Origin of the sequence: Micromonospora sp. DT48, from assembly GCF_049844495.1 — a bacterium.
Classification (GTDB): Bacteria; Actinomycetota; Actinomycetes; order Mycobacteriales; family Micromonosporaceae; genus Micromonospora.
Window position 1 is genome coordinate 230571 of the sequence record NZ_JBNCLE010000010.1, and the last position, 18029, is coordinate 248599.

Sequence of the window (18029 nt, forward strand, 5' to 3'; positions counted from 1 at the left end):
CCCGCCGGGAGGCGGCGGCGACCGCATGGTCGAGCCGCTGGTCGGCGGGTGCGGGGGACCTGTCAGGGTTCGGTGCGGCGGGGCATGAGAGAGTGACGGGCATGCGTGCACGCCGTCTTGCCGCCGTCGCCAGTGTGGCGATCGGCCTCGTCGCCCTGACCGGTTGCCGTTCCGAGCCCGGGGTCGCCGCGTACGTCGGTGACCACCGCATCACCGAGGACGCGGTCACCGACATCATCGACGACGCGTCGGCGAAGAACCCGATGCCGACCGGGGAGGACGAACTGCCGCCCGGTCAGGGGCCGCAGCTGCCCGGACGCAGCCAGGTGGTGAGCACCCTGGTCCTCACCGAGATCTGCGATCGGGTCTCGGCCGACAAGGGTTACCGGCCGCAGGGGCAGGTCGATCCCGCGCAGGTCGGGCGGAGCATCGGGCTGAACCCCGAGACCGGGTACGTGCGGCAGCTCGCCGAGCTGTACACCTGCCTGTCGGCGATCCCGATCGGCACTCCGGTGGCCCCCACCGAGCAGGAGCTGATCGACCTGGTCGCGGCCGGCAAGCGGGCCGGCGCGGTGCCGCCCGAGGTGACCGTGGAGCAGGCCGCCGGGCAGCTCGACGGCGAGCAGCTGCGCCAGGCCCTGGCCAACCGCAACGCGCTGCGGGAGGCCGCCGAGACGTACGACGTGACGGTCAACCCCCGGTACCGGCCGTTGGTGTTCCCGGTGTTGAGCTTCACCGGCAACACCATCGCGGTGGGGGTGCCGCTGGGCGAGCCGGCCTCCGACGCGGTCACCGACGTCTCCACCCCGAAGCCCCGGCTCGAACCGGCCCCACCGACCGACGGCTGACATGCCCCGGATCGTCCTGCTGGTGACCTCACCCCGGTTGCCTGCCGGGCTGCTGACGGCAGCCGCCTGGGATGTCGTACGCGCGGCTCCGGTGCTGGCCGCCGAGGAGAGCGAGCTGACCACGGCGCTGCGGACGGTGGGCGCCGAGGTGCGGGTGCTCGACGGGCCCGCGGTGCCGGTGCTGCTGGAGACGGTTGCGGCGCGGGGCACGGTGGTCTGGTTGGCCGGTCCGACCGGTGACGAGTCGTTGGCCCGGGAGTTGGGCCTGCGGCTGGCCCGGGAGCCGGGGCTGGCGGAGCTGGAGCTGATGTACGGCTCGTGGGATCCGCCGGGGGCCCGCCTGCTCGACGCGGTGGCGGTGCTCGACCGGCTGCTGTCGCCCGGCGGGGATCCGTGGAAGCGGGCGCAGACCCACCGCAGCCTGGCCGGGTACCTGTTGGAGGAGAGCTACGAGGCGTACGACGCGATCAGCGCCGGGGACACCGACGCGCTGCGCGAGGAGCTGGGTGACGTGCTGCTCCAGGTGGTGCTGCACGCCCGGCTCGCCGAGGAGCTGCCGGAGGACGAACGCTGGACCATCGACGACGTGGCCGGTGCGCTGGTGGACAAGATGATCCGGCGTAACCCGCACGTCTTCGCCGGTGCCGAGGCGGGCACCCTGGAGGAGATCACCGCGAACTGGGAGCGGATCAAGCAGGCCGAGAAGGCCCGCGATTCGGTGCTCGACGGGGTCGCGCTGAGCCAACCGGCGCTCGCCCTCGCGGCGAAGATCCTGGATCGCGCCGCGCGTGCCGGGCTCACCGTGCCGTTGCCGTCACCGCAGGCACAACCCGACGCCGAGACCGCCCTCGGCGCCCGGCTGCTGGCGGCGGTCGCCCAGGCCCGCGCGGCCGACCTGGATCCCGAGGCCGCTCTGCGCCGCGTCACCCTGGCGCACGCGGACACCCTGCGCACCGCCGAGAACCCACCTGGTTGACCGAGAGGTTCGGCTTGGGTCGGGTACTCCGCCAGGCGGGAACTTTCTGATCAACAAGTGGTGGTGTCGGTGGGTAGGGTCGGGGGGTGGAACGGTTCGGGGTGGTGGGGGAGCGGGTTGTCGAGGCGCTGCTGGGGAGCCGACCTCACCTCGCCGCGACAGCGGGGGACCATCGGGTCGACGACCGGCTGCCGGATTACTCGGCCGATGCGGTCGCGGCAGACCGGGCGATGCTGGTCGACGCGGCGAGCGCGCTGTGCGAGATCGACTCCGATGTCCTCGACGCCGAGGAACGCGTCGACCACGCCCTGCTCTCCGCCCTGGTCGACCAGGAACTGTTCGAGCTGACCGAGATCCGGGCGCACGAGTGGGATCCGCTCGCGCACAACCCCGGTCCGCTGCTGTACGCGCTGCTGTCCCGCCCGTACGCCCCCGTGGACGTGCGGTTGACCGCCCTCGCCGGTCGTCTCGCCGCCATGCCGGACGCGCTGGCCACCGCGCGCGCGACGCTGCGCGACATGCCCCGGGTGCACGCCGAGACGGCGGTCGGGCAGTTCACCGGTGTGGCGGCCCTGATCCGCGACGAGGTGCCCACGCTGCTCGCGCAGACTCCCGCCGCCGTCGACCGGATCGAGCCGTCCGCGACGGCGGCGCTGGCCGCGCTCGACGAGTTCGTCGCCTGGCTGCGGACCGGTCTGGCGGCCGACAGCGGGCCCGGCCGTGATCCCCGGCTGGGGCGGCGGCGTTGGGAGGCGCGACTGTGGCACACCCTCGACACCGAACTGAGCGCCGCCGAGATCCAGCGCCGGGCCTGGGCGAACCTCGACCGGGTCACCGAGGAGATCCGCGCGGCGGCGGTCGAGCTGGTCGGTGGTCCGGCCGACGACGAGACCGTACGCCGGGCACTCGACCTGCTCGCCGCCGAGCACCCCGACGACCACACCATCGTTGACCTGGCCTCGATCACGCTGGACGAGGCGAGCGACTTCGTACGGGCGCACGACCTGGTGAGCGTGCCGGAGGACCCGTGCCTCATCCAGGTGATGCCGCCGTTCGCCCGGGGCGTCGCGGTGGCCTACTGCGACGCGCCCGGTGGGCTGGAGACGGCGGACGTGCCGACGTTCTACTGCATCGCGCCGGCACCCGAGGACTGGCCGGCGAGCCGGGTGGATTCGTTCTACCGCGAATACAACGACCACATGCTGCGCAATCTCACCGTGCACGAGGCGATGCCCGGTCACTTCCTCCAGCTCGCCCACGCTCGACGCTTCGTCGGCTCCACCCGGGTGCGGTCGTTGGTCCGGTCGGGTCCCTTCGTGGAGGGGTGGGCGGTCTACGCCGAGGAACTGATGGTCGGTCGCGGCTTCGGCGGCCTCCCGGTGCGGTTGCAGCAGTTGAAGATGCAGCTGCGGATGACCCTCAACGCCCTGCTCGACCAGCTCACCCACGCCGAGGAGCTGCCCGAGGCCGAGGCGATGGCGTTGCTGACCGGTCGAGGCTTCCAGGAGGAGGGCGAGGCGGCGGGCAAGTGGCGTCGGGCGCTGTTGACCTCGGCGCAGTTGTCGACGTACTTCGTCGGCTACAGCGAGATGGCCGAGATCGCCGCCACCCGCCCGCCCGACGTGCCGCTGCGCGACTGGCACGACGAGATGCTCGCCCACGGCAGTCCGCCGCCGCGCCACCTGCGCACCCTGCTGGAGGGGTAGGAACGAGGCGGTCAGGGGCCGGCGGTGCGCCGGTCCACCACGTCGGCACCGGCCGGCAGGTCGAAGGCGCCGCCGTCGACCTGGCCGCGATAGTGGCTCAGCGCCAGTTCGACCGGTTTCCCGTCGAGTTGCCCGGTGAAGCTGCCCAGCGCCCCCTCCCCGGTCACGCAGGCGGTGAAGCTCTCCGCGTCCTGGCGTACGTCGACGCAGGTGGCGTGGTGACCGACGACGGTGCTGCTGCGTTCGGTGATCAGCGCCTCCGGGTCCAGCGCCGCCGAGGTCAGCCGGCTCATCACCATCGGCGGCGTGACCAGCCCCTGTAGCTCGGCCTCGGCGAAGACCACGACCGAGGGCTTGCTGTTGGGGGCGGGGGGCGCTTCCAGCGTGCACACCGTCCGGTCGCCGTCGACGTCGCACCGGGTGGTCGCCTCGTCGGTGACGGTCACCTTCCCGCCGGGCCAGGTGTAGCTGGACCGGGCCGGGTCCTGCGACTGGACGAACGAGGCGCGCTGCCCGCCGGCCAACTGGTACTCCGCCGAGTAGGTCAGCTCCAGCGCCCGGTCCATCCGGGCGGCGAGGTCGTTGACGATGTCGGCTCGGCCCATGGCCCGTCCGGCGTCGTCCAGAGCCTGACAGCCGGTTACGGTGAGCAACGCGATGACCGACACAGCGAGCGTACGGAGAGTGGTCGAGGTGGCGGGCATGGCGACCAGCCTTGTCGATCGGGTCCCGGTCGTGCAAACCGGTTGCCGGTTGAGGTACGAGAATCCGGGAATGTCCGACCCGTCGGAACCGGAGAGTGACCGTTGACCCGACCGGTCGCGGTGCCGACGGGCGGGGACCGATACGCTGCGTTCAACACCTGCCTCTGCCGCACCGTCGCGGCCGATACCGGACGAGACCGCACGAACGAGGAGCAAACTCAGTGGCAACCATCGAGGTAATCGAGGCCCGGGAAATCCTGGACTCGCGGGGCAACCCGACGGTCGAGGTCGAGGTCGGGCTCGACGACGGCACGATCTCGCGGGCGGCGGTGCCCTCCGGCGCCTCCACCGGCGCCTTCGAGGCGATCGAGCTGCGCGACGGTGACAAGGGCCGCTACCTGGGCAAGGGAGTGGAGAAGGCGGTCGCCAACATCGAGGACCGGATCGTCGACCAGCTCATCGGCTACGAGGCCAGCGAGCAGCGGGCGATCGACCAGAAGATGCTCGACATCGACGGCACCGACAACAAGGCCGAGCTGGGCGCCAACGCGATCCTCGGGGTTTCCCTGGCCGTGGCCAAGGCCGCCGCCGGCAGTGCCGACCTGAGCCTCTTCCGCTACCTGGGCGGGCCGAACGCGCACCTGCTGCCGGTGCCGATGATGAACATCCTCAACGGCGGGGCGCACGCGGACAGCAACGTCGACATCCAGGAATTCATGATCGCCCCGATCGGCGCGCCCAGCTTCCGCGAGGCGCTGCGTTCCGGCGCCGAGGTCTACCACGCGCTCAAGTCGGTGCTGAAGAAGAAGGACCTCTCCACCGGGCTCGGCGACGAGGGTGGCTTCGCACCGAACCTGCCGACCAACGCCGCCGCCCTGGACCTGATCGCGGAGGCGGTGGAGAAGGCCGGTTACCGGCTCGGCACCGACATCGTCTTCGCCCTCGACGTGGCCGCCACCGAGTTCTTCGCCGACGGCAACTACACCTTCGAGGGCACGGCCAAGAGTGCCGCGGAGATGAGCGAGTACTACACCAAGCTGGCCGACGCGTACCCGATCGCCTCGATCGAGGACCCGCTGGCCGAGGACGACTGGACCGGCTGGCAGACGCTGACCGCCGCGATCGGCGACCGGATCCAGATCGTCGGTGACGACCTGTTCGTCACCAACCCGCAGCGCATCGCCCGGGGCATCGCCGAGCAGGCGGCCAACGCGGTGCTGGTCAAGGTAAACCAGATCGGCTCGCTCACCGAGACGCTGGACGCGGTGGACCTGGCCCACCGGGCCGGTTTCAAGTGCATGATGAGCCACCGTTCCGGCGAGACCGAGGACACCACCATCGCCGACCTGGCGGTGGCCACCGGTTGCGGTCAGATCAAGACCGGCGCACCGGCCCGGTCGGACCGGGTGGCGAAGTACAACCAGCTGCTGCGTATCGAGGAGGAGCTGGCCGACGCGGCGCGGTACGCGGGCGCTGGCGCCTTCCCGCGCTACCGTTCCGCCTGACGGATGCCGGACCTCGGGGGAGGGGTGTGATGCAGCAGCGCCGCACGCCGGGCGGCCAGCGTCCGGTCCGCCGGCCGGCCCGCGCCGGTCGGCCCGGCGTGACCCGCGACGGCGGCGTCCGCGCCGATTCGCGGTCCGCCGCCGGTCGGGCGCCGTCGGCGGCCCGGGGCGCCGAGAGCGTACGCTCCGCCAAGCGCCCCGCCGCCGCCCGGCGCACGGCGGCCGGCAGCGCGGTGACGCGGCTGTCCGCACCCCGTTCCCGAGGTCTCACCGGCCGGGCGACCGTGCTGTTCGCGGTGTTGATCGCCCTGGCTCTCGCCTACACCTATCCGGTCCGGGTCTACCTCGACCAGCAGGCCGACATCGAGCGGATGGAGGCGTCGCAGGCGGCCCAGCGAAAGCTGATCGCGGAGCTGACCACGCAGGCGGAGAAGTGGCAGGACGAGGCGTACATCGAGACCCAGGCCCGGGAGCGGTTCTTCATGCGGCGCCCCGGCGAGAAGATGCTGATCCTGCTCGACGACCCGGCCGGCGCGGCTCGGGAGGCGGGCACCGGCGAGAGCCCGACGCCCACGGACGTCTCCGATGCCTGGTACGACACCCTCTGGTCCAGCGTGCGGGCCGCCGACGCCCACCGGACCGAGGACTGAGCAGCACAGCGTGAGACACCGACGGTTCAGCACCCGACGAGAGATGGCATCGTGACTGTCGTACCACCGCAGGAGCCGGCGGCGGCTTCCGTACCTCCGCCGCAGCGGGAACCGGCCACGGAGGCCGACCTGGCGGCGGTGGCCGCGCAGCTCGGACGCCCGCCCCGGGGCACCCGGGCGGTGGCGCACCGCTGCCCGTGCGGCCTACCGGACGTGGTGGAGACGACCCCCCGGCTGGCCGACGGCACTCCCTTCCCGACGCTGTTCTACCTGACCTGCCCCCGCGCGACCGCGGCGTGCAGCCGGCTGGAGTCGGCCGGTCTGATGAAGGAGATGGCCGAGCGGCTGGCGACCGACCCGGAGTTGGCGGCCCGGTACCGCGCGGCGCACGAGGACTACCTGACCCGCCGCGAGGCCATCGCCGAGGTGCCCGAGATCGCGGGGATCTCGGCCGGCGGGATGCCCGGTCGGGTGAAGTGCCTGCACGTCCATCTCGGTCACGCGCTCGCCGCCGGGCCGGGGGTGAACCCGTTCGGCGACGAGACGCTCGACCTGATCGAGCCCTGGTGGACGGCCGGACGCTGCGTCGACGCGCCGGAGGCCGGGTGAGCGACAGCGGTGTCGTGGTCCGGCGGGCCCGGACCGCCGACGTGCGGGCGATCCGTCGGCTGGTCGACACCTACACCGACGACCGCCGGCTGCTCAGCAAGGCCACCGTGACCCTGTACGAGGATGTGCAGGAGTTCCGGGTCGCCAGCCGGGTCTCCGACGGCACGGTGGTGGGCTGCGGCGCGCTGCACGTGATGTGGGAGGACCTGGCCGAGATCCGTACGGTCGCGGTCGATCCCAGCTGCCGGGGCCAGCGGATCGGGCACCGGATCGTCACCGAGCTGATCGACGTGGCCCGGGACCTGGGGGTGGCCCGAATCTTCGTGCTGACCTTCGAGACCCGGTTCTTCGCGTCGTTCGGCTTCACCGAGATCGACGGTGCCCCGGTGCCGCACCCGGTCTACGAACAACTGCTGCGCTCCTACGACGAAGGTGTCGCCGAGTTCCTCGACCTGGAACGGGTCAAGCCGAACACGTTGGGCAACACCCGCATGCTGCTGCGCCTCTGACCCGGGCGCCGATCACGCGGACGCGACGCTCCGCCCGTCACCCACTGTGGCCACCTCCCGGAGAGTAAGCGAGATGGCGCTACCGTGCGTGACCGTGGTGGTCGGAGTCGCGGGCTGCGGGTGGCGGTAGGGTTCCGTTGTGACGACGCGCGTGGCGGCCATCGACTGTGGCACCAACTCGATCCGTCTGCTGGTGGCAGACCTGCCCGATCCGTCGGCCGGACCGGCCGCACCCCTGATCGACCGGAGCCGACGGATGGAGATAGTCCGACTCGGCCAGGGAGTGGACGCGACCGGTCGGCTCGCCCCGGAGGCCATCGAGCGTACCCGGGTCGCGCTCGCCGACTACGCCGCCGAGATCGAGCGGTTGGGGGCCGAGCGGGTGCGGATGTGCGCCACCTCGGCCAGCCGGGACGCGGAGAACGCCGCCGAGTTCCGCACCATGGTGGAGCGGATCCTCGGCGTCCCGCCCGAGGTGGTCACTGGTGACGAGGAGGCGCGGCTGTCGTTCACCGGCGCGGTGCGCGGCCTGCCCGCCGACGCGCCGTCGCCGTACCTGGTGCTCGACATCGGTGGCGGCTCGACCGAGTTCGTCGTGGGCACCCGGGACGGTGGTGTCGAGGCGGCGATCTCAGTGGACATCGGCTGTGTGCGGATGACCGAGCGGCACCTGCGCGGTGACCCGCCGAGCCCGGAGGAGATCGCCGCGGCCGAGGCCGACATCGCTGCCGCGGTGGACCGGGCGTTGACGGCAGTGCCGGGACGGCAGGCGGCCACGCTGGTCGGGCTCGCCGGCTCGGTCACCACGGTGGTCGCGATCGCCGAGGGCCTCACCGGGTACGACCCGGCCCGCATCCACCATGCCCGGGTGTCGTACGAGCGGGTGGCGGAGGTCACCGCCGACCTGCTGGCCATGACGCGTGAGCAGCGACTGGCCATCCCGGTCATGCACCCCGGCCGTGCCGATGTGATCGGTGCCGGTGCGTTGGTGCTCCGAGTGGCCATGGAGCGGGCGGGCATGGCTGCCGTGATCGCCTCCGAGCACGACATCCTCGACGGCATCGCCTGGAGCATGGCAAACGCGAACAGGAGGTGAATGCCACTCTTCCGGCATCTTCCCGGCAATGGTCACCGCGTGGCAGGCTACCGGCACGTAGGACCACTGGGCGACCAGCCAACGATGACTGACCGCTAGGAGGACGGGCCGATGGGCGAGATGGTGACCTACCGTGGTGATGGCCGCACCGGTGAGGGATATCTCGCGATACCCGCCACCGGCGCGGCAAGCCCGGCGGTGATCGTGATTCAGGACTGGTGGGGCCTCGTGCCGCACATCAGGTCGGTGGTGGACCGTTTCGCCGAGGCGGGATTCGTCGCCCTGGCCCCCGACTTCCGGCACGGCGAGCCGGCCGGGAAGCCGAGCGAACCCCGGCGGCTGCTCAACGGAGCACAGATGGACGAGACGGCGCGCGAGATCGCCGCCGCCGCCGACTATCTCGCCGGCCGCACCGAGGTCACCGGCAAGATCGGCTGCGCCGGCTTCTGCGCCGGAGCGAGCCTGGCCCTGTGGGCGGCGAACTACTCCGAGCGGATCGTCGCCACCGCAGCCTTCTACCCCCGCCTGCCCTGGGAGGGCATGCGTACCGACTGGGTCGACTACGCGGGCAAGGACGCGTTGGTGCACTGCTCCGAGGCGGACGGCACCTCCGCCGACCCGGGCGTACAGGCGGTCCGCCAGGCCATCGAGAACGCCGGTGGCAACTGCCAACTGCACGACTATCCGGGCACCGCGCACGCCTTCTTCAACGAGGACCGGCCGGAGAAGTTCGACCAACGGGCCGCCATCAGCGCCTGGGCGCGCACTCTGGAACTCTTCCGGGCCAAGCTTGGCTGAGTCGCGTACCCCCGCCGAGGTCGTCGCCCGTGCCGCACGGGCGGCGGACCTGGCCGACCTGGACGCGGGCGTCGCCGACTGCTTCGCCTGCCCGCGCCTGGTCGACTGGCGGGAGGAGGTCGCCCGCACGAAGCGAGCGGCCTTCCGCGACCAGGAGTACTGGGGACGGCCGGTGCCCGGCATGGGTGACCCGGCGGCCCGGATCGCCATCCTCGGTCTGGCCCCGGCCGCACACGGCGGCAACCGCACCGGTCGGATCTTCACCGGCGACCGCTCCGGTGACGTGCTTTTCGCCGCCCTGCACCGGGCCGGTCTGGCCAATCAACCGACCAGTGTGTCAGCCACCGACGGTCTGACGCTGCGGGAGACGAGGATCTTCGCCGCTGTACGCTGCGCCCCACCCGACAACAAGCCCACTCCGGGCGAGCGGGACACCTGCGCGCCCTGGCTGCATCGTGAGGTCGAGCTGATCCGGCCGACGTTGCGGGTGGTGGTGGCGTTGGGCGCCTTCGCCTGGGCGGCATGGTGGCCGGCACTGCGCGCCGCGTACGGTGTCCGTCCGCCCAGCCCGCGACCGTCGTTCGGGCATGGGGCACACTGGTCCGGCACAGCCGTACCGGAACTGCTCGGTTGTTACCACGTCAGCCAGCAGAACACCTTCACCGGCCGGCTGACACCAGAGATGCTGGACGATGTGTTCGCTCGGGCGAAACAGCTGGCCGGGGTGGACTGAGGCTGCGGGGCGGTGACGATGGCGGACGACACTGGTGACCTTCCGCCGTACGCCCCGGTGGTCCGGAGGTAACCGATGGACGTGCTTCGCAGGTGGTGGCCGGTGACGGTGGTGGTCGCCCTGCTGGCCGCCGTCACCCTGGCGACCACGCACTCGTCGATCGGTGCGAGCCGGATACCGCCCGCAGTCAAGGACGCGCCCTTCGTACTGGAGTACCCGAGCGGGGAGCCGCGTCCCTCGATCCCGGTCGAACCCCGCGAGGCCGCCGAGGAGACCCGTACGCACATTCCATCCTGGCTCGGCACGGTGGCGGTGGCGATACTCGGGCTGGCACTGCTGATCGCCCTCAGTTATCTGCTCTGGACCGTGGCGCGGGGGGTGGCGCGCCGGGTCAGCCGGGCGTTGCCCGCGCAGCCGGTCCGGCGCAGCGCCGAGGGCACCGCCGCCGAGGTGGTGGCGGCCGTCGACGCCGGTCTGGTCGACCTGGACGACCGCGACACCGACCCACGGACCGCGGTGATCGCCTGCTGGGTACGCCTCGAGGAGGCGGCAGCCGCCGCCGGGGTGCCCCGGCTCACCGGGGACACCCCCACCGACCTGGTCACCCGGCTGCTCCGCGGAGACCCGTCCAATGGCGTGCCGGCGATCGTGAGCGCCGACGTGCTGGCCGAGTTCGCGAACGTCTACCGCGAGGCCCGCTACGCCACCCGGCCGGTCGACGAGCGGACCCGGGACCAGGCCCGGGCGGCGCTGCGGCGGCTGCGCGGTGAACTCACCGAACCGGCCGAGCGGGAGACGGTGTGAGCAGCACCAGCATCGACGACCTGCTCAGCTTCTCCGAGGAGCGGCCGGTCCAGCACGAGCCACGGCAGGGTGGCCGGCTGCGTACCATCGCCGGGGCGCTCGGTGTCACCGCGGCGGTCACCGTCGTCGCCGTCGCCGTACTGCGTGCGATCGGGCTGCGGGTGTCGCTGCTGGTGTTGGTCGCCGCCGTGGTCGCGTTGCTGGTGGTACGCCGGATCGTCGGCCACCTGGCCCCACCTCCGAAGTCCGCCCAGGGTGGAGCGTCGTCGCGGGGTGGCGAGGAACCCGGCGTCTACAACTGGAACGCCCGGGATGCGCTGCGCGTCGCGATCAACGGGTGGGCGACTCCGCTGGAGTGGTCCAAGACTCGCCCGGAACGCTTCACCACCGTGATCCTGCCCCGGTTGGTCGAGTTGGCGGACGAGCGACTGCGCCTGAAACACGGCGTCACCCGCGAGCAGGATCCGGCCCGAGCCCGGATCCTGCTGGGTGAGCGCCTGTCGACATTCCTGGAAACCCCACCCCGCCGCACCCCTTCGCCGCGCGACCTCGCGGCGATCGTCGCCGAACTGGAGAAGATCTGATGAACGACGTCGGCCGGACGATGCCCCCCATCGAGGTAGGTCGCCTCGCTCGGGCGGTGCTGGACGCGGTGGGCCAGGTCGTGGTCGGCAAGCGGGACGCCCTGGAGCTGGTGTTGGCCGGCATCCTCGCCGGTGGGCACGTGCTGTTGGAGGACCTGCCGGGGTTGGGCAAGACGCTCACCGCGCGGTCCTTCGCCCAAGCGCTGGGGCTGGACTTCCGCCGCCTTCAGTTCACCCCCGACCTGCTGCCCGCCGACGTCACCGGTTCGTTCCTCTACGACCAGCGCAGCGGTGACTTCACCTTCCGGGCCGGGCCGGTCTTCACCAACCTGCTGCTCGCCGACGAGATCAACCGGACCCCGCCGAAGACCCAGTCGGCCCTGCTGGAGGCGATGCAGGAGAAGCAGGTCTCGGTGGAGGGCGTGACGTACCGGCTGGACGAGCCGTTCCACGTGCTGGCCACCGCCAACCCCATCGAGTACGAAGGCACCTACCCGCTGCCGGAGGCGCAGTTGGACCGGTTCCTGCTGCGGGTGTCGTTCGGCTACCCGGCGCAGGACGAGGAGTGGGAGGTGCTGCGTCGACGGATGGCGCGCCGCCGGGAGGAGGCCGACATCAAGCCGGTCGTCGACGCCGGCACCCTGCGCGCCATGCAGGCGGCGCTGGAGGACGTCGTGGTGGAGGACTCGGTCGGCCGGTACATCGTGGCGCTGACCGCGGCCACCCGCGAGCATCCGTCGGTGCTGGTGGGCGCGTCGCCGCGCGGTTCGTTGGCGCTGCTGCTGCTGTCCCGGGTACGGGCGGTGCTCTCCGGGCGGGACTTCGTGATTCCCGAGGACGTCAAGGACGTCGCGGCTCCGGCGCTGGCGCACCGGATCACGCTGCGGCCGGAGATGTGGCTGCGCCGGGTCGATCCGTCCTTCGTCGTCGGTGAGGTGCTCGACGGCACCCCGGCTCCGGCCAGCGGCGCGCTGCCCAGCTACGCCGCCGGTCGGCAGGGAGACTGACCCGGCGTGACTGCACCGGACCGCCCGGCACCGCCCAACTGGACGCCCACCTGGGCGTTCGGCCGGGCGGTGCTGCTCACCGGCCTGCTCCTGGTCGCCGCGGTGCTGCTGGGGCGGGTGGATCTGATCGTGCTGGCCGTCCCGTTCGCGCTCGGCACCGCGTACGCGTTGCGGCGTCGACCCGTCGACCTGCCCCGGGTGTGGCTCAGCGCCGACGAGGACCCGCTGGTGGAGGGTGGTCGGATGGCCGGGACGGTCAGCGTCGGCAACCCGGGTGCGGTCCACTACGACGTGGCGGTGCTGCGTACCCGGATCTCACCGTGGCTGCGGGTCGACCGCGTGGGCCTGGCCGGTAGCGCCGTCGTCGGGTCCGGGCGGTCCGGTGCCGGTCAAGCGACGGTGGCGGATCGTCCGTTCGTCACGTCGGTCGCCCCGGACACCGTCGTCGACCTGGAACTGACCGGCACCGCGCTGCGGTGGGGTCGGCATCCGCTGGGCCCGGCGGGTGCCCGGGTCGCCGCCGCGCAGGGCCTGCTGGTCTCGCGGGCGGTGATCGTCGAACCGGTCCGGTCCAAGGTGTACCCGAAGACCGAGCCGTTCGAGGCGGTCGAGGCGATGCCCCGGGCCGCCGGTCTGGTCGGTGCCCACCACTCACGTCGCCCCGGCGAGGGGGGCGAACTGGCCGGCGTACGGGTCTTCGCCCCCGGTGACCGGTTGCGCCGGATCGACTGGCGGGTGTCGCTGCGGGCCCGGCAACTGCACGTGGCGGCCACCCTCTCCGACCGGGACGCCGAGGTGGTGGTGCTGCTCGACGTGCTGGCCGAGGCGGGACGCTCCGGCGGGGTCACCGGTACGGCGTCGGTGTTGGACACCACGGTCCGGGCGGCGGCTGCCATCGCCGAGCACTACCTGCACCGGGGCGACCGGGTGGCGTTGCTGGAGTACGGCCCGAGCGCCCGGCGGTTGCGCCCGGCGACCGGACGCCGGCAGTACCTGACCGTGCTGGAGTGGCTGTTGGACGTGAAGGCGCAGTCCTCCCCGCACGAGCCGTACGACCAGGTCTTCGGGCCGCAACTGCTCTCGGCGGACGCGCTGGTGGTGGTGCTCACCCCGTTGCTGGAGGAGCGGTCGGCGCAGATGTTGGCCCGGTTGGCCCGTTCGGGACGGTTCGTGGTGGCCGTCGACACGCTCCCGGCGGACCTGCCCCCACCGAAGGACCGGGGCTGGGTCGAGGTGGCGTACCGGCTGTGGCGGCTGGACCGGGACACGATGATCGCGCAGCTACGGGAGCACGGGGTGCCGGTGGTGCCGTGGGCCGGTGCCGGCAGCCTCGACCAGGTGTTGCGCGACGTGGCGAGGCTGGCCACCGCCCCCCGGGTCGGTGGCCGGTGAGCGCGAGGAATGTAGCGCAGCGGAGTCCCGCAGTCGCGAACGAGAGGCCAGCTCGGTGAGCGCGAGGAATGTAGCGCAGCGGAGTCCCGCAGTCGCGAACGGAAGGCCAGCTCGGTGAGCGAGATGGTGGGGTCGATCGTCGGGCGGGTCCGCGCGCTGCGGACGGCCGCGACGCGGATCTCCCTGGCTCCCCTGCTGATCCGGGTGGGGATCTTTCTCAGCGCACTTACCGGGTTGCTGCTGGCGTACCCCGTGGAGGTCGTGGTCGGGGAGGCGCTGGGCCCGCTGGTGGCGGTCGCGGTGCTGCCGGCCCTGATGCCGCGCCGGCTCTGGCCGACCTTCGCCGCGTTGGTCACGGTCGGCGGGTGGCTGCTCGCCACCGAGGGGTACGACCGGCCGATCGCGCTGTGGCGGCTGCTGGCGGTGGCGTCGGCGCTCTACCTGACCCATACGCTCTGCGCGCTGGTGGCCGTGTTGCCGTACGACGCCGTGCTGGACCCGGACGTGATAGTGCGTTGGCTCACCCGTGCCGCCGGCGTGTTGCTCGCCACGTCGGTGCTCGGCGTGCTGCTGCTCGAACTGGCCGACGTCCGGGCCGGTGACGGAGGCTGGCAGGTGGTCACCATCGCCGGTCTGCTGCTCGCCGTCGGGGTGACCGCGTTGCTGGCTGGGCTGCTGCGACGCAGGTGACGCGGGGGCCTGGAGTGCCTCCGAGCGCGAGCGCTGCCACCGCCTCAGGGTTGCTCCCACCAGCCGCGTTAGCGGCGTCACAGCGGGCTTGTGCTCGGTCACAGAAGCCGGCCGCGCCGGGATTACTGCTGCCGGTGGGGGAAAGATGGAGGTGTGAATCCGAAGCGGATCCTTGTGGTGGGCGCCGGGCACGTCGGTCTCTACGCGGCGCTGCGCCTGTCGAAGAAGCTGAGTTCCCGTGAGGCTGAGGTCGTGGTCGTCGACCCCCAGCCGCACATGACGTACCAGCCGTTCCTGCCCGAGGCATCGGCGGGAAACATCTCCCCACGGCACGCCGTGGTGCCGCTGCGCCGGGAGTTGCGCCGGTGCACGGTGGTGGCCGGTGCGGTCACCCGAATCGACCATGCGAACAAGACCGCCACGGTGCAGCCGATCGTCGGCCCGCCCCGCGAGATCACCTACGACCACGTGGTGGTCGCCCCGGGCTCGGTCTCCCGGACCCTGCCGATCCCCGGGCTGCACGAGCACGGCATCGGCTTCAAGACCATCGGTGAGGCCATCTATCTGCGTAACCACGTGCTCGAACAGCTCGACGTGGCCGCCGCCACGACCGACCCGGACGTGCGCCGTCGCGCGTTGACCTTCGTCTTCGTCGGTGGTGGGTACGCGGGCATCGAGGCGTTGGCCGAGATGGAGGACATGGCCCGCCACGCGCTGAAGTACTACCCGGAGCTGAACGTCAAGGACATGCGATGGGTGCTGGTCGAGGCCACCCAGCGGGTGCTGCCGGAGGTCGACCGGGACATGGGCGCCTACACGGTGCAGCAGCTGTTGAAGCGGGACATGGACCTCCGCCTCGACACCCGGTTGGAGTCCTGCGTCGACGGGGTGGTCAAGCTCTCCGACGGGGACAGTTTCGCCGCGGACACCATCGTCTGGACCGCCGGCGTGAAGCCGTCACCGATGCTGGACGCGACCGACTTCCCCCGCGAGGAGCGCCGCCGGGTCACCTGCCTGCCGACGTTGCAGGTGGTCGACGGTGACCGCGTGGTCGAGGGCGCGTGGAGTGCCGGTGACTGTGCTGCCGTACCGGACCTGACCAAGCCGCCGGGCAACTACTGCTCGCCGAGCGCGCAGCACGCCGTACGCCAGGCGCAGCGGATGGCCGACAACATCGTCGCCGTGATCCGGGGCCGGGAGCCGGTCGCCTACAAGCACAAGCACGCGGGCAGCGTGGCCAGCCTCGGTCTGCACAAGGGTGTCGCCCAGGTCTACGGCATCAAGATGACCGGGTGGCCGGCGTGGTTCATGCACCGGACGTACCACATGAGCCGCATCCCGTCGCTGAACCGGAAGGTCCGGGTGGTGGTCGACTGGACGTTGGCGTTCGTCCTCAAGCGCGAGGTGGTCGCCCTCGGCCAGCTGCACGACCCGCGCGAGGAGTTCGCCGAAGCGTCCCAGCCACCGGCCAAGGTGTAAGGAAGGGCCCCTTCTTATCGTCTCCGGTAGAGCAGGGGCCCCCTTTTAACAGCCGGCCATTCGTTCGGGCGGCTTCAGACCCGCCAGAACCAGGCGTCGCTGATCCGGGCCGACGGGCCGTACAGCGCCTCCAGCGTCAGGCGCAGGCTGTCGGCGTGCGCGGTGTCGGCCGCCAGGACCACGCACGAGGCGCCCCAGTGCTCGACGTCCGCCGCAGCCTGTCGGCGCTGCTCGTCGCCGACGACCGGCCGGAGGCCGCTGCGGGCCACCTCGGCCAGCAGCGCGGAGGTGGGTCGTGGGGCGACACCCATCGCGGCGCTGCCGCCCCGACCGTGCGGGCCGATGAAGAATCCCTCCGGCATGCCGAACTCGGCGTTCGCGGCGGTCGCCCACCGCATCGGCCAGGGTTGCTTCGGTGTGGGCAGTGGCACCGGCACCAGGACCCCACCCGGTTCGACACAGGCCCGCCAGTGGCCATCGGTGATGAACTGTGGAACCGGCGGCCGGTGCGCGGTGGGCAGCGGTGCCGGGAGCAGCGGCACCACCGCCACGGCGACCGCGACCAGGGTCAGCCGACGGGTGCGGCCCCGGGCACGTAGCGCCCGGTCGACCGCCGACACCAGGAGCGTCGCGATCAGCGGCGGGGCGGCCAGGGCGAACCGCATCGGCAGCGAACCGTCGACCACCGGAAGGCCGGCGAGCAGCGCGTACGGCCCGGACACGCCGGTGCCCTCGCCGTCGAGGACCACCTCGGGGCCGAGTGACAGCGCGCCCATCACCACAAGGCCGACGGTGCAGGCCAGCACCAGCGGTCGACGTCCCAGCCAGATGGCGCACCCGATGGTGACCACCAGCAGCGGCCAGCCCAGGAAGGTGTTGTACTCGGCCGGACCGGTGCTCAGGTCGGCGGAACGCTCGTCCCCGAGCAGGGACAGCGGTGAGATCGCCCACCAGCTGGCCAGGTCGGCCGAGAAGTAGTGCGGGCTGAACATGCCGTCGGCGACGCCGAGGGGACCGGCGAACTGGAACCACAACGGGTACAGGAGCACCAGCAGGGCCAGCCCGGTGGCGAGGGCCATCGCACCGGCGAAGGCGGGTAGTGCGCGACGAGCCAGGTCACGGTCCACGACGATGATCGTCAGCGCCATCACCAGCAGGGTGAGCGCGGTGAGGAACAGCACCTCCTCACCGATGAGCACCTGGGCGGTGACGGCGGCGGCGAGCCCTGCTGAGGAGGTGGCGAGCCGACGCCGGTCCGCAGCGGCGGTGGGCCGAACGGCAGCCGCCCCGGGCCGGACGGCGGGGTCGGCGGCCCGCAGCAGGCGTACCACCAGCCAGACGATGACCGGCAGCAGCCACTGCGCCGTCATGTGCAGGTGACTGTTGCTCTGCGACACCATCCCGGGAGCGAAGCCGCACAACGCGCCGCCCAGCGCGGCGGCGGCCCGGTGGGCCCGCAGCATGCGGCTGAACAGTAGGTACCAGGCGGTGGCGGTACCGGCGAGGTTGACCGACACCAGCAGGACGAAGGTGACCGGAGCGCCGAACAGCAGGGTGACCGGGGCGAACAGCACACCGAGGGCGATCACCGACGTGTTGGCCATCAGGTTGACCCCGTCCGGGGCGTTGAGCCGGTCGGTGGCCAGACCGACGTCGCCCAGCAGCGCCCGCGCGTCGACGGCCAGGAACCACTCGTAGAGCACCTGGTCCTCGGGGTTGAGGGCGAGCACCAGCCCGCTCGGGTCGGCCCAGAGCCGGTGGGTGAGGATGCCGGCGAGCGCCGCGAAGAACAGCCCTGCCAGCAGGTCGGCGCGGTGCTGAGCGACGGCCCGGACCCAGCGCCGCAGCGGCTGCGGGCGTACCCGGGTGAGGGGGTGACCAACCGATGTCGCCACGTCCTCGGTGGGGGCGGTGGGTGGGCCGCTGCTCACGGCCTCGA

The 18029-nt window shown here is 72.0% G+C and carries 18 protein-coding genes; 16 read left to right on the top strand and 2 right to left on the bottom strand.

Going from position 1 to position 18029, the window contains the following annotated elements:
• The first annotated feature begins 101 nt into the window (after window positions 1–101).
• The 3 genes from ACLQ2S_RS14430 to ACLQ2S_RS14440 all read left to right on the top strand — a co-directional run bounded on the left by ACLQ2S_RS14430 (window position 102) and on the right by ACLQ2S_RS14440 (window position 3530).
• Window positions 102–848, top strand: a complete 747-nt coding sequence (locus tag ACLQ2S_RS14430; protein ID WP_155215120.1) for a hypothetical protein — start codon at window positions 102–104, stop codon at window positions 846–848.
• Between the two features lies 1 nt (window position 849).
• Window positions 850–1824 carry a nucleoside triphosphate pyrophosphohydrolase gene (locus ACLQ2S_RS14435; protein ID WP_155215119.1) on the top strand — a complete coding sequence of 325 codons (975 nt, stop codon included), beginning with the start codon at window positions 850–852 and terminating at the stop codon, window positions 1822–1824.
• An 86-nt stretch (window positions 1825–1910) separates the two neighbouring features.
• Window positions 1911–3530, top strand: a complete 1620-nt coding sequence (locus tag ACLQ2S_RS14440; protein WP_425701839.1) for a DUF885 domain-containing protein — start codon at window positions 1911–1913, stop codon at window positions 3528–3530.
• 11 nt (window positions 3531–3541) lie between these two features.
• On the opposite strand, the gene ACLQ2S_RS14445 is transcribed toward ACLQ2S_RS14440, so the two are convergent.
• Window positions 3542–4234: a hypothetical protein gene (locus ACLQ2S_RS14445; RefSeq protein WP_155215118.1), complete on the bottom strand. Its 693-nt coding sequence runs from the start codon at window positions 4232–4234 to the stop codon at window positions 3542–3544.
• A gap of 221 nt (window positions 4235–4455) precedes the next feature.
• Here ACLQ2S_RS14445 and eno point away from each other — a divergent pair, with 221 nt between their 5' ends.
• From eno to ACLQ2S_RS14510, 13 genes are all read left to right on the top strand, one after another.
• Complete coding sequence (gene eno / locus ACLQ2S_RS14450; RefSeq protein ID WP_425701840.1) at window positions 4456–5739, top strand: phosphopyruvate hydratase; 1284 nt, start codon at window positions 4456–4458, stop codon at window positions 5737–5739.
• Between the two features lie 29 nt (window positions 5740–5768).
• A complete protein-coding gene (locus ACLQ2S_RS14455) occupies window positions 5769–6389 on the top strand; it encodes an FtsB family cell division protein (RefSeq protein WP_155215117.1) in 621 nt (206 codons plus the stop codon).
• Window positions 6390–6440: 51 nt separating this feature from the next.
• Window positions 6441–6998 (top strand): DUF501 domain-containing protein, encoded by a 558-nt coding sequence (locus tag ACLQ2S_RS14460; protein WP_309222678.1) that lies wholly within the window; start codon window positions 6441–6443, stop codon window positions 6996–6998.
• Complete coding sequence (locus ACLQ2S_RS14465) at window positions 6995–7507, top strand: amino-acid N-acetyltransferase (RefSeq protein WP_309222677.1); 513 nt, start codon at window positions 6995–6997, stop codon at window positions 7505–7507. The genes ACLQ2S_RS14460 and ACLQ2S_RS14465 overlap by 4 nt, the downstream gene beginning before the upstream one ends.
• A 151-nt stretch (window positions 7508–7658) precedes the next feature.
• On the top strand, window positions 7659–8603 hold the full coding sequence (locus ACLQ2S_RS14470; protein ID WP_309222768.1) for a Ppx/GppA phosphatase family protein: 945 nt from the start codon (window positions 7659–7661) through the stop codon (window positions 8601–8603).
• Window positions 8604–8714: 111 nt separating this feature from the next.
• Window positions 8715–9401, top strand: a complete 687-nt coding sequence (locus ACLQ2S_RS14475) for a dienelactone hydrolase family protein (RefSeq protein ID WP_155215116.1) — start codon at window positions 8715–8717, stop codon at window positions 9399–9401.
• Window positions 9394–10134, top strand: a complete 741-nt coding sequence (locus ACLQ2S_RS14480) for a uracil-DNA glycosylase (RefSeq protein ID WP_425701841.1) — start codon at window positions 9394–9396, stop codon at window positions 10132–10134. The genes ACLQ2S_RS14475 and ACLQ2S_RS14480 overlap by 8 nt, the downstream gene beginning before the upstream one ends.
• A gap of 75 nt (window positions 10135–10209) precedes the next feature.
• Window positions 10210–10938 carry a DUF4129 domain-containing protein gene (locus ACLQ2S_RS14485; protein WP_155215114.1) on the top strand — a complete coding sequence of 243 codons (729 nt, stop codon included), beginning with the start codon at window positions 10210–10212 and terminating at the stop codon, window positions 10936–10938.
• Entirely contained in the window at window positions 10935–11522 is a 588-nt protein-coding gene (locus tag ACLQ2S_RS14490) for a hypothetical protein (protein WP_309222676.1), read from the top strand. Before ACLQ2S_RS14485 ends, ACLQ2S_RS14490 begins: the two co-directional genes overlap by 4 nt.
• Window positions 11522–12529, top strand: a complete 1008-nt coding sequence (locus ACLQ2S_RS14495; protein ID WP_425701842.1) for an AAA family ATPase — start codon at window positions 11522–11524, stop codon at window positions 12527–12529. Before ACLQ2S_RS14490 ends, ACLQ2S_RS14495 begins: the two co-directional genes overlap by 1 nt.
• A 6-nt stretch (window positions 12530–12535) precedes the next feature.
• Complete coding sequence (locus ACLQ2S_RS14500; RefSeq protein ID WP_425701843.1) at window positions 12536–13921, top strand: DUF58 domain-containing protein; 1386 nt, start codon at window positions 12536–12538, stop codon at window positions 13919–13921.
• 123 nt (window positions 13922–14044) lie between these two features.
• A complete protein-coding gene (locus ACLQ2S_RS14505; protein ID WP_155215360.1) occupies window positions 14045–14611 on the top strand; it encodes a hypothetical protein in 567 nt (188 codons plus the stop codon).
• A gap of 153 nt (window positions 14612–14764) precedes the next feature.
• Window positions 14765–16090 carry an NAD(P)/FAD-dependent oxidoreductase gene (locus tag ACLQ2S_RS14510; RefSeq protein ID WP_309222674.1) on the top strand — a complete coding sequence of 442 codons (1326 nt, stop codon included), beginning with the start codon at window positions 14765–14767 and terminating at the stop codon, window positions 16088–16090.
• A gap of 74 nt (window positions 16091–16164) precedes the next feature.
• Here the strand turns inward: ACLQ2S_RS14510 and ACLQ2S_RS14515 are convergent, their stop codons facing one another.
• Window positions 16165–18021, bottom strand: coding sequence for a hypothetical protein (locus tag ACLQ2S_RS14515; protein WP_425701844.1), 1857 nt, complete (start codon window positions 18019–18021; stop codon window positions 16165–16167).
• Window positions 18022–18029 lie beyond the last annotated feature (8 nt).